The sequence below is a fragment of the Sinorhizobium chiapasense genome, assembly GCF_036488675.1.
GTDB lineage: Bacteria > Pseudomonadota > Alphaproteobacteria > Rhizobiales > Rhizobiaceae > Sinorhizobium > Sinorhizobium chiapasense.
The window spans coordinates 1,112,951-1,137,506 of the sequence record NZ_CP133152.1 but is presented as its reverse complement, the minus strand read 5'-3'; the positions used below and the strand labels follow the sequence as shown (position 1 = coordinate 1,137,506).

Below are 24,556 nucleotides of genomic sequence, written 5' to 3'. Positions count from 1 at the left end.
TTCTTCGGTGTCGCGAAGCGGTTCTTTGTCGACACAAGCCGTGGTCAAGGCTCGCGGATCGCGTCGTCGAGCCCTCGCAGCAGCGGATAGAGGAAGTAGGAAATAACGGTTCGTCGCCCGACCTTGACCTCAGCAGACACCGTCATGCCGGGCAGAAGGCGCACGGTCCCAGGCGGTGCACGGAGCTCGCTGTCGCCAAGCGAAACGCGCGCTTTGAAGAAGGGCGCGGCTGCCTGGCCCGTTGCCGCCTCCTGCTGGTTCGGGGTGAAGGCGTCGCGGCTGATGGTGCGGATCGAACCGGATGCGGTGCCGTATTTCTGGAATGGATAGGCATCGAATTTGATGCGGACCTCCTCGTTGACCGTCACACGACCGATATCGCGGGAATTGATCTCGACCTCGGCTTCCAGGGGCACGTTGAGCGGCACGAGCGTGACGATCGGTTCCGCCTCGCGCACGACGGAGCCGACCGAGCGTTGCGCAAGATCGAGAACGACCGCGTCGGCGGGCGCCGTCAAGGCCACCATTTCCCGGCGCAACTCCATCTTGTTCAATTCCGTGCTCGCCGTATCGCGCTGGCCGCGCAACTCTACGAGCTGCTCCGTCGATGTGCGACGGAAGTCCTCGATGAACGCCTGCCGATCGGCTCTGAGCCTTGCCAGGGCATGTTCGCCTTCGGCTGACTTGCCGCGCAGCTGCGACAGATTGGCATCGACGTCGAGACGCGCATCGCGCGAGCTGAGGAAATTGATGAGCGAACCTTTCTCCTTTTTGTAGAGCGTCTCGCGTGCGTTCTCGATCCGCGTGAGGCTCTCGCGCCGGTCGAGCAGGATAATCTCCTGGTTCTTGCCGGCCTCGATTGCGGCGCGCTGTCCGGCGATCTGCTGCTCGAAATTCTGAAGTTGAGCGACATAAAATGCGCGCCGCTGACCAAAGAGCCGCAGTTGCAGCCGTTCCTCGGGTGAATTGCCCGCGATCAAGGAATAATCGGCGTAGTCGAGTTCCGCTTCGATGCGCTTTATCTGCGCATCGAATGCCGCGAGTTTTACCCGCTGCTGGTCGAAGTCCGACTGGCTGAATGTCGCATCAAGCATCACGAGCGCTTGGCCCTCGCGAACCACCTCTCCGGTCGTCACATCGATCGAACGAACGATGGAGGTCTCCAGCGGTTGCAGGATGATGGTCGGCCGGGTCGTCACCAGCTTGCCGGGAGCAACGACGACTTCGTCGATCAATGAGATCGAGGCCCACAGTACCGCGGCGGCAATAAGGGCCGCAACGCCGTAGAGCGTCAGCCGAGCGATCTTCGGCGGCGCGCGTTCCTCCAGTTCCACCGCGTCGGACTGAAACTCCGCAATGACGGGTGGCAGCGGGCGTCTTCCCATGAGGTCGCCGTCGGAGACGACATTTGGGGAGTGCGGGTTGCGCGCGCTCATGCGGACTGCCTTGTCTGCTGCGACCAGAGGTGGCGATAGGTCATGCAGCGTGAAACGAGCTGGTCGTGACGGCCGATGTCGGCGATCTTGCCGCGCTCGATGACGAGGATCGCATCGGCATCGACGAGGGTGGACAGACGATGCGAGACGATGATGACCGTGCGCCCCTCGGCGATCTTGGAGAGGTTCTGCCTGACGATCGCCTCGCTGTCGGGGTCGAGAGCACTCGTCGCCTCGTCGAGAATGAGCAATCTGGGATCGGTGATCAACGCGCGGGCGATGGCAAGGCGCTGCTTCTGGCCACCGGAGAGATTGGAGGCATTTTCCTCGAGCAGGGTTTCGAAGCCGCGCGGCAGTCGCTCGATGAACTCCTCGGCGCCGGCAATGCGTGCGGCGGCGGCGATCTCCTCGATGCTCGCATCCGTCCTTGCCGCTGCGATGTTTTCGCGAACCGTTCCCCGGAACAGGAAATTGTCCTGCAACACGACGCCGATGCTCTTTCTCAGGTGAACGAGATCGATCTCCCGGCTGTCGTGGCCGTCTATGCGCACGAGCCCCTGCTGGTTCTGATAGAGGCCCTGGATGAGCCGGGTGACGGTCGTCTTTCCCGAGCCGCTCTTGCCGACGATGCCGAAGACGGAGCCTGCGGGAACCGTGAAGGAGACATCGTCGAGTGCAGGGGCGCCGTCGGGCCCGTATCGGAAAGTCACCCTGTCGAACTCGATCAGTCCCTTCAGGTCGGGCCTGAGCCCGCGTCCGCGCCCGAATTGTTCCGGGCGCTGGTTCATGATCTCGCCGAGCATGCGCACGGAAAGCGCTACCTCCTGATATTCATGGATCATGGTGACGATCTGGACGAGCGGCCCGGAAACCCGGCCGGCCAGCATGTTGAATGCGACGAGCGCGCCGATTGTCATGGACCCGCTGAAAACGTCCAATGCGCCCAGTCCGACGATCGCGACGCTCATCAGTTTTTCCAGGAGCCCCGTTATGGCCTGCGCGAATGTCGAAATCTTCTCGACCCGGAAGCGCACGGAGATCGACCGGGCCGAATGGTCGTCCCACACCCGGCGCTGACGCGGCTCGAGCGCCAGCGACTTGACCGTGCGCATGCCGTGGACCGTCTCCACGAGCATCGCCTGTCGGTCGCCCTCAGCCTGGTAGAGAGCCTGGAGCCGTTGCTGGAATGGCCCCACCAGCATCATGACCACGAGGCCCACCAGCGCGGCAAAGCCAAGCACCACGAAGGTGAGCTTGACGCTGTAGAGGGCGAGGATCGGCACGAACACCAGGAGCGAAAGCCCGTCGAGCAGGGTGAGAAAGAGCCTGCCGGTCAGAAATTCGCGAATGCGCCCGGTCTGCTGCATGTGCTTCACGAGGACACCGGCGGACGCCTGTTCGAAGAGCGCGATCGGCAGGTTCAGGAGATGCCCGAAGGTGCGCGTCGCTATCCTGATATCGATCTTGTTGGTCGCGTAGAGCAGGAGATAGCGCCGCAGAAAGGAGAAGGCGGCATCGAAGACCAGTGCAACCGCGATGCCGATGGTGAGAACCGTCAGCGTTGCGTAGCTCTGGTGCACCAGCACCTTGTCGATGACGAGCTGGAAAAAGATCGGCGTGGTGAGGCCAAGTCCGTAAAGGGCGATGGCTGCCAGCGCGACGTCCCGGAAAAGCCCGCGTTGGCGTATGATCTCCGGCAAGAACCAGCGAAAGCCGAACGGCTGGTCATCGTCGCCGAGACGGTAGTTGCGCTTCAGGAGGACCGCGGAGCCGCGCCACGCCTTGGAAAACTGGCTTTCATTGAGGACGATGAATTCGGGCCGCGCCGCCAGCGGATCGAGAATCCGGATCGCCTCTTCCTCGCTGTCGGTCGCAACGCCGGCGATGACGACCCAATTGCCGTTCTCGAGTTCGGCAAGCGCGGGATAGGCGCCGCCCATCTGAAAGAGCGACCGCCAGGTGAGATGCACGTGCCGGGCACGCAAGCCGGCATCCTTCGCCATGCGCAGGAGCTGCCGGGTCGCGACTGGCTGGTCCGCTAATGCGTAGTCATGCAGCAGCCGTTCGGGCGAAAGGTCGATGCCATGGTGACGGGCGACAAGGACCAGACACTGAAGACTGGTATGCGGATTGGTACTCATCACCCGCCCCAGGAATAGCTGCGCCTTTGATCAATTGAAGTTCGGTGACGCGTTGGCCGCCATCTGCCCCTGTTGGGTGTCGCCCGTCGGAAGTTTCTGGATATCGCCGATCCGCCGAACCGCGCCCGCTTCGACGAGGCCGGCAAGCGCCTTCTGCATGAGGTCCACCGCATTGGCGAACGCATCTACCGGCATGATGATCCGCTGCCGGAACACCGGCTTCGGGTTGTTCTTCTCATCCCGCTCGGTGGCGGAGAGCGACATCAGGTCGATCCTGACGATCGTTCCGGTGACGGTGATCTCGCCGATGCCGTCTGCATAAAGTTCCGTGCTCATCTTCTACTCCCTACTTTTGAGCTGGTCATGCGGCAGGCGCGTGCTGCCATGGTGGAAACGGATCACGCAGACCGCGCGCAAGCTGCGGATCGAAGCCGGTTTCCGCGCCGATCAGACAGTCGTCGAGCGCGGCGCGGATCGCAGCCTCGGCAAGGCCCGCCCCGATGAAGACGAGTTCCTGCCGGCGATCGCCCCAGACGGCGCTCCAATGCCGATCGAGCAATTCGCGGAATTGCGGAAAACGGGGCCAGTGCGCTTTCGGCACCGACGCCCACCAAACGCCCTTTGCCTCGGTGCGGCATTGCGTCCCCGCGATCGATAGCTGGCCGATCCAGTCGGGGCGCGTCGCCAGCCAGAAATGCCCCTTGGCGCGAATGAGGCCCGTCCATTCTTTCGCGAGGAAATCCCGGAATTTCGCGGGATCGAAGGGACGCCGTGCCCGGTAGACGAAACTCGTGATCCCGTATTCTTCGGTCTCGGGGACATGGTCGCCCCAGCCATGGAGTTCCTTGTGCCACAGCGGGTGTCGCGCCGACTTCTCCTCGCTGAAAAGGTCGGTATCGAGGACCGCGGCAAGCGGCAGGCGGCCGAAATCGGTTTCGATGACACGTGCATCCGGATTAAGTGCCGCGATGATCCGGCGCACCGTCGTTCGCGTTTCGACGCTCACGTCCGAGATCTTGTTGATTACCACGACATCGGCGAATTCGATCTGCTCGACGAGAAGGTCGATCAGGGTGCGCGTGTCGTCCTCGTCGCGGGCCTCGCCGCGGTCGGCGAGAAAATCCGTGCTCGAGTAGTCGGTGAGCAGGTTCACCGCATCGACCACCGAGACCATCGTATCGAGCCGGGCGACGTCACAAAGTGCTGCGCCTGTTTCATCCCTGAAGGAGAACGTCGCGGCGATCGGCAAAGGCTCGGCAATACCCGTGCCCTCGATCAGCATGTAGTCGAAGCGTCCTTCCGTGGCCAGGCGGCGAACCTCGGCAAGCAGGTCCGCGCGAAGCGTGCAGCATATGCATCCGTTGGTCAGTTCGACCAGCGTCTCGTCGGTGCGCGAAAGGTCGGCCCCTCCGTCGCGAACGAGGTCCGCATCAATGCTGATCTCGCTCATGTCATTGACGATCACGGCGACGCGATAGCCCTCGCGGTTGCGCAGAATATGGTTCAGGAGCGTCGTCTTGCCTGCTCCGAGGAAACCCGCCAGCACCGTCACCGGCAGTCGATCGTCGCGTGTTGTCCGAGTCTCCATGTCCATCTCTACGCCGCCAGTTGCGGCCTGAAAGCCACATCCACGTAGTAGTTGGTGCTGTTGAAGCTGCTGGTCGGGAACAGCCCGCTTGCGCCATACCGGTACACGCCATTGCCGCCGCTCAGCGCCGACGACAGCGCATGCAGGTTATTGTTGGTAACCTCGGAACCGAAGAAGTTGCTGGTCGCCGAATAGAACCCGTTGGTGCTGTAGGAGACGACGTAGGTCGTATTCGGCTGGATCGCGACCTGCTGGGCGAGATCGACCGATTGCCAGCCGCTCGCGGTTTCATTCGTGAAGGTGGCGCTTCCGAGCAACGTGCCGGTCGATGTCCACAGGTAGCCGGTATGCGGGCCTGTGTTGTCCGCTCCTTTGTAGAAGCGGAACCCGGTGATCCAGCCGGCCACATCTGCCTGGAACTTCATGCCGAGATTGACCGCATTCGGATCGTTCACGGAAGCGACCGCGGGCGTACTATTTGCAGCGAATACGTTCTGGTCGCTGCCTTGCTGAATGACGTCAAGCGACACCTGGGCCGAAGCGGTCTGGCCCAGGCCGTCTGCAATGGTGTAGGAGAAGCTTGCCGGGCCGGAATAGCCGTTTGTGGGAGTGAAAGTGATAGCGTTCGACTGGCTGTCGAAAGTCACGGATCCGTTGACCGCATTGCCGACACCCGCGATGGATATCGGATCGCCGTCCGGATCATTGTCATTGGCAAGCAAGGCCGATGCCGGGATCGCGTATGGGCTGTTATTGCTCGCGACAAAGCCCGAATCGTTGTTGGCCACCGGTGCCGTGTTCTGCGTCGGTTGGTCGTAGAGGACGTCGACCCAGTAGTTGGTCGCGTTGAAGCTTGACGTTGGAAAGAGGCTGCCCGTTCCATAGGCATAGACGCCGTTCCCGCTGCTCGATGCGCTCGACGGCGCAGTCAGAGCGCCGTTCGAATGGCTGCTGGTAAAGTAGTTCGGGCTTGCCGCATAGAAGCCATTGGAATGATAGCTCGCGACGTATGTCGTGCCAGCCGATATGTTGACCGGCTGAGTGAAGGTCACCGTCTGCCAGCCGCTGGGGGATTCGTTCGTAAAGGTTGCGGAGGCAAGCAGCGTGCCCGTGCTACTCCAAAGCGAGCCGACATGCGTACCCGTATCCTGCGCACTCTTGTAGTAGCGCAGGCCAACGATGGTGCCGCGAGAGGAAGCCGTGAATTTGACACCGAGTTCGATCGAGCTCGGGTCGTTGACTGCAGCGATGCTCGGCGTATCGGATGAAGCAAAGAGAGTGGTCGCGGTGGAGGGAGGTTTCACCGTCAGATTTACGGTGGCCGATGATGTCCCGCCGCGGCCGTCCGATACGCTGTAGGAGAAGCTGGCTGGCCCGCTATAGCCGGCCGCTGGCGTGAAGATGAGCGCGTTGGCCTGGCCGTCAAAGGTCACGGTTCCGTTCGTCGCCCCGCTCACACCCGTAATAGAGAGGACGTCGCCATTGGCATCGGTATCATTGGCAAGCACGGTCGATGCGGCGATCCACAACGGCGTTTCGTGATAGACAATAATCCCGTTATCGTTGGCGGCGACCGGTGCGATGTTGCCCGTCGCATAATCGAAGACGACGTCGACCCAGTAGTTCGACGCCTGATAGCTGGACGTTGGGAAGACCGTCCCTGCGCTATAGGCATAGACGCCGTTGCCGCCGCTCGTCGTCGACGAAGGGGCCGTCAGTGGACCGTTGGTATGCGCGGTCGTAAAATAGTTCGCGCTTGCCACATAGGTACCCGTCGTGTGGTAGGAGGCGACGTAGGTCGTGCCCGCCGCGATCTGGATCGGGCTGGAGAACTTGGCTGTCTGCCAGCCGCTCAACGATTCATTGGTGAAGGTCACCGTTCCCAGCAGCGTGCCGCTTGCCGTCCAGAGAGAACCGGTATGAGAACCGATATCGCCGGACGCCTTGTAGAAGCGGATACCGGTAATCGTGCCGCTGCTGGAAGCAACGAATTTCATACCGAGTTCGAGGCCGCTGTTGTCGTTAAAGCTACCGCTCGTCGGTCCCTCGTTCGGCTGGAAGAGCGATACTCCGACGGGGGTCTCCTCGACCGTCAAGCTGACGGTGCCTTGATCCGTTCCGCCGCGACCGTCGGCGATCGTATAGCTGAAACTCGCTGGGCCGACAAAACCGGCTGTCGGCTTGAAGATGACATGGCCCGTCTGAGTGTCCAACGTTACGGTGCCGTTCTCGGCATTGCCGACAGCCGTGATCGTCAATGCATCGTTATTGCCATCGGTGTCGTTCGCGACCAGAGCAGCAATCGGTATGGTCATGGTTCCATCGCGGAAAACTGTAAAGCCACTGTCGTCGACGGCCACCGGAACAATATTCGGGCCTGCATTGAAGACGACGTCCACCCAATAGTTGGCGCCGTTGACGTTGTTTCCTGGGAAGGTCCCGGCAGTCGAGCTGTAGGCATAGACGCCTCCGCCCGGAGCGACCCTCAGGGGACCGTTAGAATAGGCGGTATTGAAATACCCATCGCTCACCGAATAGTAGCCACCGGCGTGATAGGAAGCGACATAGGTCGTCCCTGCGGTAATCTGGATAGGGTTCGAGAAGGTCACAGTCTGCCATCCCGAAATCGGTTCTCCTGTTGACACGCCGGTGGCAAGACGCGCGCCATCGGCGGTCCAAAGACTCACAACATGTTGGCCGACATTGTAGAACCCTTTGTAGAAGCGAATCCCCTCTACAAGGCCGTTGGTCGTAGTCTGGAAGCGTACACCAAGTTCCACTCCATCCCGATCGACCGCCGTCTCGACAGCGGGCTTCGCGGCCATCGTCCATAGGCTCGTCGTCGAGGGCAGCGATACGGTGACCTGTTTGCCGGTCGACGGGGTCTCGAGATTGAGGCTATCGTCGACAGCGCGCGACATGATCGTGTAGGTACCGCTTGCCTGTACGACCCAGTTGTATGTCCAATTCTCCCTGCCAGTCGCCTTGAACCAATGCAACCCGCCGTCTGTGGAGATCTCGACGCCGGCTATGATGCCGCCGCCGAAATCCTGCGCCGTGCCTGTGACCGTGACCCGCTGCCCTTCCACGAAAGTCGCCCCCACATTTGGAGAGGTGATCATCGAGGTCGGCTTGAGCAGATCGGTCGATTGCGTCGCCAGGATCAGGCTGGCATCGAGTGTCTGGGGCTGAATGCCCATGTCGGCGAACATGTTCACCATCGCCTGCTGGACATTCGGGTCGGTGGGTGTCGCTGCCCCTTCGTGATTGGAATCGAGACCCCAGGACCAGAAAACCGTTCCAGCTCCGAAGACGAGCGCGCCACTATCCGCCCGGTACATGGTCAGGCTGTGCGTGACGTCGGCAGAACCGATGGACGTGCCGTAGTCGCGCAGGTAGGTGTCCACCGACACGGTCGACAGCGATAGGTTGATCAATCCGTTGGGTCTGAAACCGTTTTCGACGTCGGAGTCCCACTCATATCCGAGCAGGTTCTGGACTAGGGAGTAAGTCTGCCCCGGCTGAAGGTTCGCGACATCCGTGTTGCGCCAAAAGCGCAGGTTGGAATAGTCATAGGGAATGGTGATCGTGTCCTGACGGTAACTGTCGACCGTGAACATGGTGCCGGTCAGCGAGTTTTCCGGCTCCTGTCCCGGATCCGCAAAACGCGGATCGCGCCATGTGCCCGTGCCAGTATCGCTTGGGTCGGTGCTGGTGCCCCAGGTCTCCTTGTAACAGACCATCGTTCGGTAGGGCGTGCCGTTGCCGTCGATGCTCGTTTCCCATCGAACCTTCCAGTAGCATTCGTTACCGCTCCAGAAGGCGAGATCGACGCCCGAGTCCCGCGCGGCCTCGACGTTACCCCGCTGTTCGGCCGACCAGTATTCGTCATGACCGACCGAAAGGAAGGCCTCATGATTGAGTATTAGGCTGCCGTTTCGCGACGCATCGACGCCGGAGATGTAGGAGACATCGTAGCCGTTCTGCTCAAGCCAGCGGATCGCCGAATGCTCAGCCCCGAAGATAAAGTCGTGGGTGCCGCCGGCGGGGCTCGTATTGGTGATGAAGGGCCGATTATAACTCACGGCAGAAGCTCGACCGATCGCAGTCAGGCCGCAATTGCAGTTGGGGGGCATGTAGCCGATGATATCGTTGGGGTCGACCGGCACCTGTCCATAATACAAGCTCGCGCCGCCCCAGGCGTTATAGGCCTGCCAGGTCGTATCGGACGTCTGGAAGACTATGTCGCTGGTGGAGCTGTCGTCGCGTACGATGAACGGGATATGGCTTGAGCCCGCGGTTCCATCCTCGCGGACGAGCTTTGCGATGTAGACGCCCGACACCATGTCGTCGGGGATCGTCCAGCTTGCCGAAACCGACCAGTTGCCGCAGTCGATCAGCCCGCGCGACATGTCCACGATCGGATGCGGCTGCACTTGCGCCTGTGCCAGGTTCACGTCGATCGTCGCCACCTTGCGGGCGCCGTCCCCGCTATAGTAGCCCAACCGATAGATTTCGATCCGATAATCGGTCGAGTCGGTGGCGATCTTGAAATCGACCGTCTGCCCGAGATTGGTGCTGATCTGCGTCGCGAAACCTTGAATATTGCCGTCACCGTCGCCGACGATGCCCCATTCGCTGATGGGGTTTCCCTGCTTCATGTTTTCGAGAACGATCTTGTTCGGCGTCGCGGCGAGAGCCGTCGTCGTAGGGGCGGTCGTGGTCGCATTGGACAACGTGTTTGGCGAGAGGCTGGATCCGCCACCCACCAGCCATCCTCCCGTTGTCACATTGGATACCGCTCCCACCGTCCATGATGGGTAGAGGGTCGGCGAGGGTTGCGAGATGCCACCGTCGGTCCCGGAAACCGACTTCTCCACTGCGACGCCCGTCGCGATACTATCACCAAGCAATTTACCGAGGCCGCCTGTGTCTTGCGGGACATCGCCGAGGCCGGTGTCGCGCCGATCTTTGCGGAGCCTGTCGCCGTCGTGGCGACACTCGCTCGGATCATGGTCGTCCCTTGGAAAATCGCCCAGTCCACCGCCATCTTGCGAGAATTCGTTCGCATCGCCGGTCTCTTGCGGGCTTTCATCTCCCTCGCGGTCTTGGTGAGGCTGGATGTGCCCGGTGTCCTGTGGTGCATTGAGTGCACCCTGCGGGTGCATCTCACGCCCACCGGCATCCTGTGTAGAATCCGTGTCGCGCTTTTTCCGTCGGCGCGACGGACCGTCACGTTCGACATCAACGCTGATGCCGGGTACCACAGTTATGGAGATGTCGGGCGCAACATCCAAGTTTGCATGATACGCGGCGGATGTCGTGTAGACCCTGCTCGCACCGCTGAATACGGTTAGATATTCATGGTTTCTGAGATGCATCCTGAACATCGCGCACCGCCCCGATTGCCCTTCGCGATCGAATGGACCTAAGTGTTTGCAAAAGCTGATCCTGCCAGCTTTTGGCTCTCAATGAACGACACCAATCGGTGGTGTACCCTCTGCTATAGTTGGTAGCCGCAGAGGCACTCCCTCCACCGATATAGTTACCGTGTCTACGGCGGCAGCTCCCGACCATCGGCCCGATCAGCCGTCAACGAGCGCTGCCACAGCCTCCTGTTGTCGTCGACGCTCTCTCAGTGGAGGCGAGACCTGCGACGCCTCGCGTGTGGCATTTGACGACGCGGCGCGGCCTGCGCCGAACTCAATCTGCAAAACTCAACGGAGCCACTGGGCTCACGCCTTGGTCGTCGTGCACCGGCCTGCCACGGGAGCCGGCGACACGACAGTGGCTCGACGTTCTTGCGTGAATGGGGGTCGGAGCATCGTCTGCCGCCCCCGAACACTCCGCCGGCCCCGCCGGCCCCCGCCGAATTCCTCGAATTCAAAGAAGTATGTCCTAGCCGAAAGAACTAGCTCTGGACGTGGACGGGTACAGGTCATCCACCATTGACGATCTATCGTCCCGGCCACAATCACTCGACAATAACGCTGCGCGGTCTGCAATCTGGTTTTCAGCTTTAAGGTGTGTTCGGATGAATGATGCGGATGCACGTTTTTATATTTCGATCTTTTTGGGAAGATTGCCTTATCTGGTGGCGATAGTCAGTTCTGCGCTGGCGCTTGCCGTCATTGTTGCCAGCGTCCTGCCGCCCCGTTATCGCGCCAGCGCCAAGATTCTCGTGGAGGTGCCGCAAATCCCCACCGAACTGGCGCGATCGACAGTTCCGATACAGGTCACCCAGCAATTGCAGATCATTCGCCAGCAGATCACGACGCGCGACGATCTTCTTGCGCTTGCCGATAAGCTCGGTGTCTACGGCGCGGAAAAAGACGAAGCCACCGATGAAGACATCGCCAGTGACATGCGGTCCCGCATCACCTTCGAAGAAATCGGGCTTGGCTCGCCCTATGCTGATGCGGGCCCGTCCGTTGCAAGCGTCGGTTTCACGGCAGCCGACCCCGATCTGGCGGCAAAGGTTGTCAACGAACTCGTTGAGCTGATGCTCATCAAACAGCAGCAGCAACGGACTGGCCGTGCCGCCGACACCGTGAAATTCTTCGATCAGGAGGTCGCAAGACTTGGCTCGGATTTGAATCGGCTCGAAGCCGAGATTCTGAGGTACAAGAACGAGAACGCGGACACTCTTCCCGAAAGTCTTGAATTCCGGCGAAGTCAGCAGACAAGCCAACAGGAGAGATTGATCGCGCTCGAGCGCGAAGAATCCGATCTTCGCGCCAAGCGCAGCAATCTCGTCGAGAGCTACGCCCTTACCGGGCAGACCGTCGATGGTCGCGTGGCAACGCCAGAACAGCAGATGCTCCTGGAACTGAACCGGGCGCTCGCCGAGCAGCTCGCGATCTTTTCGGAAAACAGCCCGAATATCGTGGCCCTTCGTGCGCGCATCGCCTCATCGCAGGCTGCACTGCGCTCGAGACCTGCCACGGAAAACTCGTCGGCCGGCGATAAGCGAGAGCGGTCGGCGCTCGACCTCCAATTGTCATTTATCGACGACCGCTTACGCGCGATCGCCGGGGAGAAGGCTGCGATTACGCAGCGCATCGCCGAGCTGACGAGATCGATTAGCGCGACGCCCGACAGCGAAACCGTCCTGTATTCGCTTGAGCGGAACCGCACAAATCTGCAGACACAATACAATACCGCAATTGCCAGACGCGCCGAGGCGATGATCGGCGAACAGATCGAGAGACGATCTGACGGAGGTCGCTTCTCCGTGCTCGAACGAGCGACTCCCCCGCAATATCCGGAAAGTCCCAAGCGCCGCCGTATCGTGCTCCTCGGTGCGATTGCCGGATTGGGCTTGGCTGTGGCGTTTATCGGGCTGCTCGAGTTTTTCAACGGGAAGATACGCAGGCCCGTCGAACTCGTGCGGATGTTCGACCACCAGCCGCTCGCCACCATTCCTTATATCTCGACGACCGACGAGATCCGCACCCGCATAAGGCGAACCGTGGCAGGCGTGTTTTCTGCCGCCGCTGCCCCCGCGGCGCTCGTTGCCGCACATTACTTCTATATGCCACTGCCGCTTTTATTCCAGGATGTCTACCGGTGGCTTACCGCGCTGGTTTAGCGAGGAAGAGCCCGAAAGAGCTGTGCCGCTTATGCAAATTCGAGGCGTGAGATATGGAACACCGTAAAGTGTCGTTGCAGGAGCTACGCACGTCGGAACGACCGAACCGGGCGGGAAGCGAACCACTTTGGGAGAAGTTGCCGCCATTGCGAACCGATGTACGTGTCGCCGCCGGCAACCGGATCGTCACAGCGAGCCGACTGAACCCGGCATACGCGGTATTCGACATGATGCGAACCAAACTGCTCCAGCAGTTACAGCAGAACAACTGGACGACGGTTGCCATCACGTCGCCGACACCCGGATGCGGCAAGACCTTTGTCGCATTGAATCTGGCGTTCAGCCTGGCGAACCAGAGGGAGTGTCGCACGGTGCTGGTCGATCTGGACCTGAAGCGACCGCAGGTTGCCAAGATGCTTGGTGTGGAGGCTCCGTCAACGATCGAGACTTTTCTGAAAGGTGAGAGCGAGCTCGCCGGCGTCTTTCTGCGCCACCGCGACAATCTAGCAATCGGCGCCAACAGTCAGGCAGTGCCGTTTTCGGCGGAGCTATTGCAAAGCCGCGAGACGGGAAGGGTGCTTCAGGAGATGCGGCAAAGAATGAGTCCGGACGTCGTCCTGTTCGACATGCCACCCATGCTTTCCAATGACGACGTTGTGGCATTTCTGCCGAACGTCGATTGCGTCATTCTCGTCGCGGCGGCCGAGCAGAGCACCCTTGGCGAAGTGGACGTCTGTGAGCAGGAATTGTCCGAGAGAACCAACGTGCTCGGTGTCGTTTTGAACAAGTGCCGATTTGCCCCCGAAAAGTACGGTTATTAATGCCATCTTCCGCAGCGTTCGCGTATACTTAAAACAGACGTGGCCCTACGTCGAATAGCCAGTCGCCGCCCAAGATACGATCGTGTATCAAATAGACGTCAACACCGTTTACTGGGTCGCATCATGTGTATCGGGAGCACGCGCGGTCTGTTCGTCGCTGCGGACAATTCGTTAGCGGAGCGGATGCGGATTCGTCGTTGGGAGTGGATTCGACGGCACCTTCCGGAGCTTGCTGAGATGAATGTTCTGGATCTTGGCGGAACGCGGCTTTGGTGGTTGCGTGCCCCGGTGCGGCCTCGGCACGTTACAGTCGTCAACCTCGAGCCGAGCGAAGAAGAAACTTGGCTGACAGCCATTGCAGGAGATGCCTGCCAAGCAGATAAGCTGGTCGGAAGCCATAGCTTTGATCTTGTATTCTCGAATAGCCTCTTTGAACACGTCGGGGGGCACAAGGCGTGGTCTGCCCTCTCGCACCAGATTCGGTCTTTGGCGCCCAGTTATTTGGTGCAAACACCGTACCGGTATTTTCCGATTGAACCGCATTGGCTCTTCCCCGGAATGCAGTTCTTGCCCCTGTCGATTCGCTGGAGAATCGCCTCTCGATGGCCATTGGGCCATACGCACGGTTGGAGCGATCGACAGACGCTGCAAGAAGTGATGTCCATCGAACTGATCGGCGCAACGCAGATGCGATCGTACTTTCCCGACGGGCAATTGTACTGGGAGCGATTCTTTGGGGTTCCAAAGTCGATGATCGTCATTCGCAAAAGCTCCTCGTCGTCGATTTGAACACAATCGGTGGGACGTGAACAAGACCCGCAATGAGAACGAAAATGCTCTGAAGGAATACGACTACAGACGCCGAGAAGCGGAAAAACCATCGCGATGTTGAGATTATTTGAGAACGAGCAGGTCAACGAACCGGCTTCAGCTAGCCGGCAGCAGCCACTCGCCGTTGTGATCGTGACCTACAACAGCTCGTCTGTCCTACCTGGGTTGCTCGACTCGTTGCCCGCCGGTCTCGAAGGACTCGAAAGCTACCAAGTGATTGTCGTCGACAACGCTTCGCAGGATCTAAGCGTCGACATCGCGCTCACTCATCCAATTGCTGCCCGCATCATTAGAATGACCCGAAACGCCGGCTACTCGGCGGGGATCAATGCGGCAACAGCAACGATCGGGTCCGATTGGAACGTGCTGATTCTCAATCCTGACATCCGGTTGTACCCGGGCGCTGCGCGGATACTGAATGATCGCTTGGCCGATACATCGGTTGGGATCGTAGTTCCGCAGGTCCTGGACGAGGACGGCAGCGTCAGTCGTTCCGTGCGGCGCGAGCCGTCGCTCAAGACGGCTTGGGCGGACGCGCTCATTGGTTCGCAGCTTGCTGGCCGCCTTGGCCTGAGCGAGACCGTCTTCAATCCCGTCGTTTACCGAGAAGGCGGTCAGGTCGAATGGGCAGTCGGCGCCATTCTGGCCGTTGGCGCGCGGACGCGGTCGGCCGTCGGGGATTGGGACGAATCGTTCTTCCTCTACAGCGAGGAGGTTGACTACCAGGAAAGGGTGCGCCGTGCCGGTCTTGCGATCCTATACGAGGCACGCGCTCGCGCCATTCATATTGGTGGCGAGTTTCAGGATAACCCGTTTTTGTGCTCCCTGATGTCGGCCAATCGTATCCGCTATTACCGGAGACGCCACGGCGCCTTGGCGACGATGATGTTCCGCTTGGGCGTAATCGCTGGCGAGACCGTGAGGATCCCGCTGGGTCAAAGACATCGCGCGGCGTTACGCGGTGCGCTTGCCACCTGACGTCGTCGGCCGAAGACAGATGGCTTGCCGGAGTTGCCGGTGGGATCTTCGGCTTTCGAAGCCGGCACGCCTTAACCCGGCCGATAGTGTCTGCGAGCAACTTCACCAGCGAAAAGGCGAACGAGAGGCAGGACTGCAAAGACATACCGTCGCCATAACCTTCTCGGGTCTGACGCAAGTCGGTGCAGCCACTCCAGCCCCATCTCGCGCATCCAAACCGGAGCGCGCCTCTTGTCTCCCGTAAGAAACTCCAAGCTTGCGCCTATGCAGAAGCCGATGCCCCGCGCTTCCGGATGCGTCAGTATCGCGTGCGCAATCTTCTCCGACTGCGGCGATCCAATCGCGATGAAGATGAAGCGTGCTCGTTCCCGTACGGCGAAATCCACGCAAGCCTCCACGGCTGCGGCGTTGGACCACACGGCGTCGGGAGGCACTATGGCGCGGAAACAAACCCTGGGATATGCCCGCTCGAGAGCCCGGACAATGCCCTCGTTGGCAGCCACCAACGTGATGCGGTCCCCACTCTGGATCACGGAACCGAAGAGAACGGCTGTAAGATCTGAACCAGTCACAAGAGGCAAATCCAGCGACAGAATCTTCGCCAGCCTTGCGATTGGCCGGCTATCGCAGAGTGATAACCAGGCGTGCTCATAATACGGGGCGAGCATCGCGTTCTTGTTCAGTCTTACCACATGGTCGACATTCGGCGTAACGACATAGCGAAATCGCACGTTCGAGCCGCACCTGCTGACTAGATCCACGACGGTTTTCTTGGCAATGCAGTCAAAAGGCACGCCCAGAAAATAGTATCTACGACCGGCGTGACGCGCGCCGATCGTAGGCGAGAGAGCTGAACCCTCCATCGACGTTCCCCGTTCTTCTCGCGTTAACTGGCAGCAACTTCAAGTATTTCGGCCCCAGCCGCTTCGCATGGTTTGCTTGGATGCAGAAATTTTAGCCGATGAATTCAGCGGCCCAAATCAGCCGTCAGGACGTCAATTTGGAGTAGGGAGAGGGAGCCCTTTCTCTGTGCCAGCGGCAAGTAGGACAGATTCTTGCCCGAAGGAGGTACTTTCAACGTCACCAGAGACATATTGACCGCCCGCATGCTTCCTGCGTTATCCTCGACTCCTTCTCGTCAGTAAGGAGGGCAAATGCTGAGCGCCGCTTTGGGCTACGCAATATTCGGGTTGTCCGTTGCCCTTGTTGTGCCGAGTGGAATTTACGCGGTACAGTGCTTGATTGGCAGTCTGCCCCTGCGAAGGCGGCGTGTCGCTGAAGGGTGGCGAAGAGGGGACGCCGCGGTATGCATCCTCGTGCCCGCACACGACGAAGAAAGCGGCATCGCCGCCACGCTCGCCAGCATCGCAAGTCAGCTCTGCGAAGCAGACCGGTTGGTCGTAGTGGCCGATAATTGCTCGGACCAAACTGCCGCGATTGCGCGGGCGGGAGGAGCAGAAGTTATCGAGCGGCTTGACAGGAACCATCGTGGCAAGGGCTTTGCTCTCGATGCCGGCATTCGATACCTGGAAAAAGCGCCGCCCGACATCGTGGTGTTTGTGGATGCGGACTGCCGTCTTGGAGAAAAGGCGCTGGAAAGACTTACTGCGGCGGTTATTACGAGCGGCAGGCCGGCTCAGTCGCGCAACCTGATGACAGCTCCCGGCGACAACAGGCTCCATCTTTCAGTCGCAGAATTTGCGTTTCTCGTCAAAAATCACGTGCGCCCGCTTGGATTGGCCCGTTTGGGTCTACCGTGCCAGGCTACGGGAACGGGTCTTGCGGTCCCTTGGCATGCCTTGCGCTGTGCGGATGTCGCCCATGCGCACCGCGTGGAAGACATGAAACTGGGGCTGGATCTCGCGAGCGCCGGATATGCGCCACAGTTCTGCGAGGACGCGCTTGTAACCAGCCAATTTCCCAGCTCGACAGAAGGGACCAACTCGCAGCGCCGGCGCTGGGAGGGGGGGCATCTGGAGATGATCCGTTCGGAGTTGCGATCTCTGGTGAACCCTCTGATCCTCCGAAATCCGGCCCGCCTCGCACTCACTTTGGACCTGATGGTGCCGCCTTTGACACTGCTCGTGCTTCTGCTTGTATCAGCGATGCTGCTCGCGGGCTTCGTCGCTGTAGCCGGCATATCCGTCTGGCCCTTTGCGATCGATGCGACAAACCTGCTCGTGGTACTCGTCGCGACGCTCGTTGCTTGGCATGTCCATGGGCGCAAGGCACTGCCCGCGAATGCCATAGGCAAGATTCTACGTTACGTCCTGTGGAAACTGCGACTTTATCCGCGTGCCTTCCTTGGCGGCGCCAAGGAGGGCTGGGTCAGGACCGACCGCGAAAAGAAGTTCTAGGAGAAGGCCGGCCGTAGGTAATAATGAGCCTTCGACTGGACAATCCGTGCACGCTGAAAACTTGCAACAATCGACCGTGTCAGGGCATCAAACCTCAGGCGTGGACTACGTCCATGTACTTGACCGTGAGCTCGAGCGGCCGGCGGCCCATCTCGACATAGCCATGCTCCCTGTCGGTGCTGCCGCGGCGCTGGCATCGTCGACTCGCCTATCCTTCGATGGATGGAACGGAACTCCCCAAATGGAGAATGGATCAGTTCTTGCGAGGCTCGTACACTGATGTCCGTCTCGATGAACAGCAAGGAGTAGCGTCTTGCCAGTCACACGCGCGGAGTTTGCGAAACAGTATCGCAATCTTATAGAGGGTCGCAGTTTCGTCGAACACCAGGACTATTACAAGCGCTCCATCGACCGCTTCTGGAAGGCATTCGACAAGCTTCAAATGCTGGATCTGCCCTCCCACATCACTGCGATCGATATTGGCGGCGGCATCATGGCCGTTCTTCTGTCGAAGATACTCGGCATCAAATCCTATGTGGGAGACGTCAATGAGTGCGCTGCGGCCGATGTGCAGGACTTTGGTATCGATTTCCGCCTTGTCGACCTAACGTCGGATGAGGGCGCGCTCGACGACATGTTCGACCTCGTCGTGCTACAGGAAGTGATCGAGCATTTGCCGCAGCCTCCCTATGTCGTTTTCCAGCGGATCATGCGCTTCCTCAAGCCGAACGGCCTGCTGTTCGTGACCACGCCGAACGGCTCGCGTGTGCGCAATATCCTGTACATGCTGGCAGGCAAGGCAGTGCTGGACAATTTCCGCTATCCGGCGCCTGGCGAATCGCTCGGTCACCAGCAGGAGTATGTTCTGCCACAACTCATATGGCAGTTGGAAAAAGCTGGAATGGTGCCGATTTTCGCGGAGCAGTATGACGATGGCTGGAAGGGCGCGACCCAGGTCGCGCATATCTCCCATCTGCTGCTCAAATCTGCGAATGTCTTTCCGCACCTACGCAGTGGTTTGATGATCGCCGCCCGGAGGGCGTGAAAGTTTAGCTCGCCGGGCGAGAAAGCTACTCCAATGATGTCAAGGTAAATGCGATGACCTAATCGAGGCTTCAGCCATCCATCCTTGATCGGGCCGGACTCTGTCCCCGCTGCGGCGGTATGCAGCGGCAGGGTCCAAATTGGTCACTTTATATTGGATCAGCAGCGGTCCTGCGCAAACTTCGGAGCGCGATATGGAAAGCAGTCTTGTTCTAAAAATTGCGATGAGACTTGCGAATCGGATACTCAGCCTCGCTGGAGGAGCGAAATTATACGCGCCGCCTGGGCATTTCGGTTCTCCAATAGTAAATTCAAGAGATGTGGATGAATTTGTAATAAATCGAGAAAAAAACAAGAAGTCGGAATTTCCTGATTTCAATAATTCTGAAATGGATATCTTCTTTGAAGAAATAAGTACCTTCTTTGAAAAGGTGGCTTTTTTGGGTTCCAAATGCAGTAACAAGAGATACACGGACTCAAATGAACTTTTCAACCTAGGTGATGCATACACCCTTGCATCGATTATGGCATCGGTAAAACCTCGTAAATTTGTTGAAATTGGATCGGGATACTCATCGGCTTGCGCTCTGGATACAGTTGAAACATTTAAAATTGATACAGAATTTACATTTATTGAACCCTATCCGAAGAGGTTGTACAGTTTGCTAACAGAGCAGGATACAGCGCGGTGCAAAATAGTCGAAAAACCTGTGCAGGCTGTTGATCCTGACGTTTTCGAGTCTATGAAAGCAAACGATATTCTTTTTATAGACTCATCCCATATCATGAAGACGGGGTCAGATGTCAGCCACGAGTTTTTTGAAATATTACCTGCTCTCCAGCCTGGGGTTATAGTGCATTTCCACGATATATTCGCAGGCTGGGAGTACCCAGAGGTTTGGATAAGAGAAAATAATAGATCTTGGAATGAGATGTATGCTCTACGCGCTTTTTTGATGTATAACAATCGTTTTAAAATATTGTTCTTTAACGATTATTTTTGGAAAAGTCGGACTGAAAAAATAAAAAAGACGCCCCTTGGCTCTCTTAATGATCCCGGAAGCGGCATCTATCTTCGTAAGACATAGAGATTGAAGCGTGACCCTAAAGAGCCTCGCATCATGCGAATCTTTCAGTTTCATTCCAACTAGTCGGAGTGATGTCGTCCTCGCCCAGATAGGAGCCGGTTTGTACTTCGATAATTTCGAGAACGACGTTGCCGGGGTTTGCAAGCCTGTGCTCTTCGCCGGTCGGAATATAGGCCGATTCATTTTCCCTGAGGATTCGCACCGTTTTGCCGATCGTCACTTCTGCGGTTCCCTTAATGACGATCCAATGCCCGGATCGATGATCGTGGCGCTGCAGTGAAAGCTTCTCTCCCGGCCTGACGACAACCCGTCTTACTTGAAAATGGTCACCATCAAGGATGGTCGTGGAGCCTCCCCATGGTCGGTAGGTCGTCGGATGCGCTTCCGTGAGGCTGCACGTCGAAGGCGCGGCGGCGAGGAGCCTGACAACCTTGCCGACGTCCTGGCTGTCCTGCAGGCGACCGACATAAACTGCATCCTCGCTCGCAACCACGGCAATGCCTTCGAGGCCATGCACCGCGAGGTGCGTGCCTCGGGTCATGATCAAGGAGTTTTTGGTGTTTGTTACTGTCGTGTTTGCGGAGGCGACGTTCTCATGCTCATCACGCACACCCGCCTTCCAGACGGCATCCCAGCTCCCGAGATCGGACCATTTGAACGCCGAGGGCACGACCACCGCCCTGGACGTCTTTTCCATGATCGCGTAATCGATTGAAATGTCAGGGCATTTTTGGAAAGCGCCACTATCAAGTCGGATAAAGTCGAGATCCGCGACAGCTCTCGATACCGCCAGGTTTGTTGCCTTAAGCACCGCCGGGGCGTGTTCCGCGATCTCCTCAAGCAACGTGGAGATCGCGAACATGAACATGCCGGAGTTCCAATAGAAGCCGCCCGCGGACAACATCTTGAGCGCGTTTTCCAAAGCCGGCTTTTCAACAAAACGCCTGATCGCGTAAGCGCCGCTAGCCAGCGCCGCGCCAACCTCTATGTAGCCGTAGCCGGTCGCCGGTTCGAATGGTGTGATGCCGAAGGTCACCAATTTTCCGTCTGCAGCCTCCCGCAGTGCGATCGAATTGCAGGCGCGGTAGCACTGATCGACCGTAATGTCGTGATCGGATGCCAGCACATGCATGACGCGATCTTCACCGAAGACGTCGGATATGACAGTCGCGGCGGCCGCCACTGCGGCGGCGGTGTTGCGTGCCACTGGCTCGAGCACAACCGCACCCAAGTCGACACCTGCGTCGCGCGCCTGTTCTATTACAAGGAACCGGAACTGCTCATTGGTAACAACGACGGCAGGCTCATAGAGGTCCCGATCCGAGACGCGCAGAAGGGTGCCCTGGAACAGCGTGTAATCACCGATAAGCTGCATGAACTGCTTCGGTGCGGCCGATCGAGAGAGTGGCCAGAGTCGAGTACCCTTGCCGCCTGCCATGATCACGGGGACAATTTTTTCGATCAATTAGGGCGCTCCTCATGAGCAAGCGGTTCCTCGCTAATTCTGTCAGCCCAAAGTCTCAGTTGCGTCAGGCCGGTATTCAGCAAATCCAAGGCGGCAGTCTCAGTCGCGGCCTCGGCGTAGCAGCGCAGCTCGGGCGCATTGCCTGAGGGGCGGAAATGGATGGTGCGTCCTTCCGTCAACGTGATGCGAATGCCGTCAATGTCGCTCGTTGACGTTGCTTGACCGATTTCCCGTAGAAAAACTGCGAGATTCTCAGTGGCGCGCAGATGGCTCATCAAGGCTGCGCTGGTCACAACGGGGAAGTTTTCGAGGCGACCTGCAACGGCTGCAGGCAATTGGTAAGATCGTGCGATGACCGAAAGCGGTCGTTCCTGCGCTTTAATGTGTGAGAGCACAGCCAATATAGGAAGGATGCAGTCGCGGGTAGGCAATGCGTCAAGGTGACCTCGGGCGACCTCGAAAGCATTTGCGGTCAGCACGCCGCCATTGGCCTCGAAGCCCACAACGCGCTCCAGCGACGCAGCTACAGCCTCGTCCATCCCACTGATCACGAAAGGAGAGCCAACTTTCGTCCGAATGACGGTGAAGAGGCCCAGTGCCTCGATCGCCGAGTTGGACGTGACCGGTGTGACGACAGTTTTCGCGCCGAGGAACTGAGCCGTAATCACGCCTATGAGATCGCCGCGAAGGGGCCCGCCGACTTCATCCGTGATGAGTGGCCTGTCGCCGTCACCATCCGCAGAAACGATAGCGTCGAGCCCATGGGAAACAGCCCAGCCTCCAAGAGACGTGATTGTCTCCTGTGAGATGGCTTCCGTATCAACGGGTATGAATGTTTCCGAACGCCCGATAGGCACCACATGCGCCCCGTATTGTGACAGGAGAGTCGCGATGAGATCACGAGCAACGCTGCTGTGTTGAAAGACGCCAATCCTGAGGCCCGCCAAAGCACCGTCCGCAAGCAGTTTCGCATTCCGCTCGTAGAACAGCTTGTGGCATTTGTTCGCATGATTTTCGGCGTGCGAAACCTCGCGATTCATTGGTGCGTGTTTGTCCGCCGAAATCTCTGCCGCCAAAGCTACTATCGCCGCTTCATCAGCTTTGTTGATTTCGCCGTTCGCACAATAAAACTTGATCCCATTGCGGTCAGCGGCAATGTGGGAACCGGTGATCATTAAGCCCGCCGCAGCCAGCTTGGAACCGTAGAGTGCAAGGGCCGGCGTCGGGACCGTGCCACAGTCAACAATCCTGAAGCCCAGCCCTTCCAACACAGAGCCACAGATTTTCTTGATCTCAGGACTCGACTCACGGAGATCGCTACCAGTCAAGATAGCGTCCCCCGTCTTGGCTTTTCCAGTGTCGAGCAGGTAACGACCAAACGCCGCCGCATAGGTCCTTGCGCCAAGTTCAACGAGTTCAACGGACAGGCCGCGAAGGCCGCTGGTTCCAAATTTCATATCGTTCAGCTTCTTCAGTCGCGAACGGCTGCGCCATGCATCGGGCTTCACGAAGTCTTGTCGGGCAATTATAGTCGGGCGCGTGCTAAGTATAATGTGAACCTTTGATGGGATCGCATTAGGCCTTTTTCAGATTGCATGCTCAGATGGACTGCGCGCTAAGCCGAACCGCTTAAGTACAGGGACTAGAGACGACATTCTGAGTATCGTTGATTGGGCATACTGTTTTCTCTGCCTACGTCGAAAGGCCTAGTGCCTCCTCGATCGATTGCCTCCGCATCCAACGGATGCTTTCGGAAGCTGGAAATATTCATTCCAATTTGCAGATGGAGCCCCTGGCGGTGCCAGAATACAATTGCCTTATCTAAGCTTTGGATGAAGCGTGATCTTGTCGCCAGCGGCGTCAGCAACGCGCCCAGAATGGGGCGGGTTCAACCGGCATTACTTCTAGAGGAGGGGGATTGTTTTGGCATCACTGTCCGTTATCACGCCAAGCTATCGGCCGGACCTCGAATTGTGTCGAGATTTGAATGTGTCTTTGCGAAGATTTGGTTCGATGGATGTCACTCACCATGTCATCGTTCCCGCAGCCGATCGAAAGGCGTTTGCCGGAATCGGCGAAGTGCACGCTGCCGACGAATATCTGCCTAGGAGTTTCCTCCGTATTCCTGGAAACCTTTGGATAAATTTACGTTCTCCGACAGTGCCCGTCAGGGGTTGGATCGCCCAGCAGCTGATCAAGATAGAGTCGGTCGCTCGATCGCAGGACAGCGTGGTGCTTCTCGTCGACTCGGATGTGACGTTCATACGTCCGTTTTCGGTTGACACATTCTACTATGATGGAGAGGTCCGGTTTTATCGCGCAGTCGACGCGATACATGTGGGATTGCCCAGGCACATACTCTGGCACCGAGTGGCCCGGAAGCTGCTGGGATTACCTGCGTGCGCTCGGATACCCCTGAATGACTATATTTGCTGGCCGATGGCCTGGGACCCCAAAGTTGTACGTTCGATGCTTCACCGCGTAGAGGAAGCAACCGGCAAGCCGTGGCAATCCGCCATTGCGTCGCAACTGCATTTTTCTGAGGGCATTCTTTACGGGGTCTATGTCGATGAGGTTTTGGGTGGGGTGCCTTACTCCGACAATAGGATGCTGTGCGCGAACTATTGTGATGAGAGCCCCTTTACGGAGGTCGAAACATTTGCATCCAACATCGCGCCCGACGATATTGCCGTGATGATCTCGGCGAAGTCCGGAACGGATCTTGCGGAACGCAGGCGCGCACTGGATGCGATCGCCATCTCCGTTGGCGCAGATATCGAGCAACAGGGCGCTGAACGGGATCGCGGCCGCGAGTGAGGACGGGCTGGAAAGCCAAATGGAGGGACACCCTCAATAGTTTGAGGTGCATTTCTGAGGCGACTTAGTCGAGCGCGACACTGGGACAGTCCGGATACCGTATATCCCGTTCACCGATATAGATGTCGATGGAGGGCGTTTACTCCGGTTCGCCGCTCCGTGTTCGTCAAATAATATAGCCCTCGGATGGTGATTCACTATTATATCTCTCGCGCATAATAGAACGTCAGCTTCGAATCCTTCGACATCGATTTTCATATCTTCATGAAGTCTATTCCGGAAATATCGTGTTCTCTCACATAGGCGGTAAGCGATCTGACTGGCACCGACCTCATAAGCAATGTGATTGCCGGAACCCTTCACAACGATGGTAAGCGGTGCATTGACCCCGTCTGGCGA

At 58.4% G+C, this 24,556-nt stretch carries 16 protein-coding genes; 8 read left to right on the top strand and 8 right to left on the bottom strand.

Annotation, left to right across the window (positions count from 1 at the left end; genetic code table 11):
* Positions 1–44 precede the first annotated feature (44 nt).
* Genes RB548_RS29885 through RB548_RS29865 form a run of 5 tightly spaced genes read right to left on the bottom strand, consistent with a single transcriptional unit; the run spans position 45 to position 10,333 of the window.
* Positions 45–1,436, bottom strand: a complete 1,392-nt coding sequence (locus tag RB548_RS29885) for an HlyD family type I secretion periplasmic adaptor subunit (protein ID WP_408642470.1) — start codon at positions 1,434–1,436, stop codon at positions 45–47.
* Complete coding sequence (locus RB548_RS29880; protein WP_331376005.1) at positions 1,433–3,577, bottom strand: peptidase domain-containing ABC transporter; 2,145 nt, start codon at positions 3,575–3,577, stop codon at positions 1,433–1,435. The genes RB548_RS29885 and RB548_RS29880 overlap by 4 nt, the downstream gene beginning before the upstream one ends.
* Before the next feature lie 30 nt (positions 3,578–3,607).
* Positions 3,608–3,913 (bottom strand): hypothetical protein, encoded by a 306-nt coding sequence (locus RB548_RS29875; RefSeq protein WP_331376004.1) that lies wholly within the window; start codon positions 3,911–3,913, stop codon positions 3,608–3,610.
* Between the two features lie 25 nt (positions 3,914–3,938).
* Entirely contained in the window at positions 3,939–5,165 is a 1,227-nt protein-coding gene (locus RB548_RS29870) for a GTP-binding protein (RefSeq protein WP_331376003.1), read from the bottom strand.
* A gap of 8 nt (positions 5,166–5,173) precedes the next feature.
* On the bottom strand, positions 5,174–10,333 hold the full coding sequence (locus tag RB548_RS29865; RefSeq protein ID WP_331376002.1) for a DUF4082 domain-containing protein: 5,160 nt from the start codon (positions 10,331–10,333) through the stop codon (positions 5,174–5,176).
* 866 nt (positions 10,334–11,199) lie between these two features.
* Between RB548_RS29865 and RB548_RS29860 the strand changes: the two genes are divergently transcribed.
* From RB548_RS29860 to RB548_RS29845, 4 genes are all read left to right on the top strand, one after another.
* A complete protein-coding gene (locus RB548_RS29860) occupies positions 11,200–12,756 on the top strand; it encodes a GumC family protein (RefSeq protein ID WP_331376001.1) in 1,557 nt (518 codons plus the stop codon).
* 53 nt (positions 12,757–12,809) lie between these two features.
* Positions 12,810–13,577: a CpsD/CapB family tyrosine-protein kinase gene (locus RB548_RS29855; protein ID WP_331376000.1), complete on the top strand. Its 768-nt coding sequence runs from the start codon at positions 12,810–12,812 to the stop codon at positions 13,575–13,577.
* A 237-nt stretch (positions 13,578–13,814) separates the two neighbouring features.
* Positions 13,815–14,366, top strand: coding sequence for a class I SAM-dependent methyltransferase (locus RB548_RS29850; RefSeq protein ID WP_331375999.1), 552 nt, complete (start codon positions 13,815–13,817; stop codon positions 14,364–14,366).
* Positions 14,367–14,534: 168 nt separating this feature from the next.
* Complete coding sequence (locus RB548_RS29845) at positions 14,535–15,386, top strand: glycosyltransferase (protein WP_331375998.1); 852 nt, start codon at positions 14,535–14,537, stop codon at positions 15,384–15,386.
* 71 nt (positions 15,387–15,457) lie between these two features.
* Here the strand turns inward: RB548_RS29845 and RB548_RS29840 are convergent, their stop codons facing one another.
* Positions 15,458–16,249: a WecB/TagA/CpsF family glycosyltransferase gene (locus RB548_RS29840; RefSeq protein WP_331375997.1), complete on the bottom strand. Its 792-nt coding sequence runs from the start codon at positions 16,247–16,249 to the stop codon at positions 15,458–15,460.
* A gap of 291 nt (positions 16,250–16,540) precedes the next feature.
* Between RB548_RS29840 and RB548_RS29835 the strand changes: the two genes are divergently transcribed.
* The 3 genes from RB548_RS29835 to RB548_RS29825 all read left to right on the top strand — a co-directional run bounded on the left by RB548_RS29835 (position 16,541) and on the right by RB548_RS29825 (position 19,875).
* Complete coding sequence (locus RB548_RS29835; RefSeq protein WP_331375996.1) at positions 16,541–17,743, top strand: glycosyltransferase family 2 protein; 1,203 nt, start codon at positions 16,541–16,543, stop codon at positions 17,741–17,743.
* Positions 17,744–18,056: 313 nt separating this feature from the next.
* Entirely contained in the window at positions 18,057–18,788 is a 732-nt protein-coding gene (locus tag RB548_RS29830) for a class I SAM-dependent methyltransferase (protein ID WP_331375995.1), read from the top strand.
* A gap of 193 nt (positions 18,789–18,981) precedes the next feature.
* Positions 18,982–19,875 carry a class I SAM-dependent methyltransferase gene (locus tag RB548_RS29825; RefSeq protein ID WP_331375994.1) on the top strand — a complete coding sequence of 298 codons (894 nt, stop codon included), beginning with the start codon at positions 18,982–18,984 and terminating at the stop codon, positions 19,873–19,875.
* A 31-nt stretch (positions 19,876–19,906) separates the two neighbouring features.
* On the opposite strand, the gene RB548_RS29820 is transcribed toward RB548_RS29825, so the two are convergent.
* Positions 19,907–21,340 carry a mannose-1-phosphate guanylyltransferase/mannose-6-phosphate isomerase gene (locus tag RB548_RS29820; RefSeq protein ID WP_331375993.1) on the bottom strand — a complete coding sequence of 478 codons (1,434 nt, stop codon included), beginning with the start codon at positions 21,338–21,340 and terminating at the stop codon, positions 19,907–19,909.
* Positions 21,337–22,797: a phosphohexomutase domain-containing protein gene (locus RB548_RS29815; RefSeq protein WP_331377155.1), complete on the bottom strand. Its 1,461-nt coding sequence runs from the start codon at positions 22,795–22,797 to the stop codon at positions 21,337–21,339. Before RB548_RS29815 ends, RB548_RS29820 begins: the two co-directional genes overlap by 4 nt.
* Before the next feature lie 466 nt (positions 22,798–23,263).
* On the opposite strand from RB548_RS29815, the gene RB548_RS29810 reads away from it, so the two are divergent.
* Complete coding sequence (locus tag RB548_RS29810) at positions 23,264–24,157, top strand: DUF6492 family protein (protein WP_331375992.1); 894 nt, start codon at positions 23,264–23,266, stop codon at positions 24,155–24,157.
* Positions 24,158–24,556 lie beyond the last annotated feature (399 nt).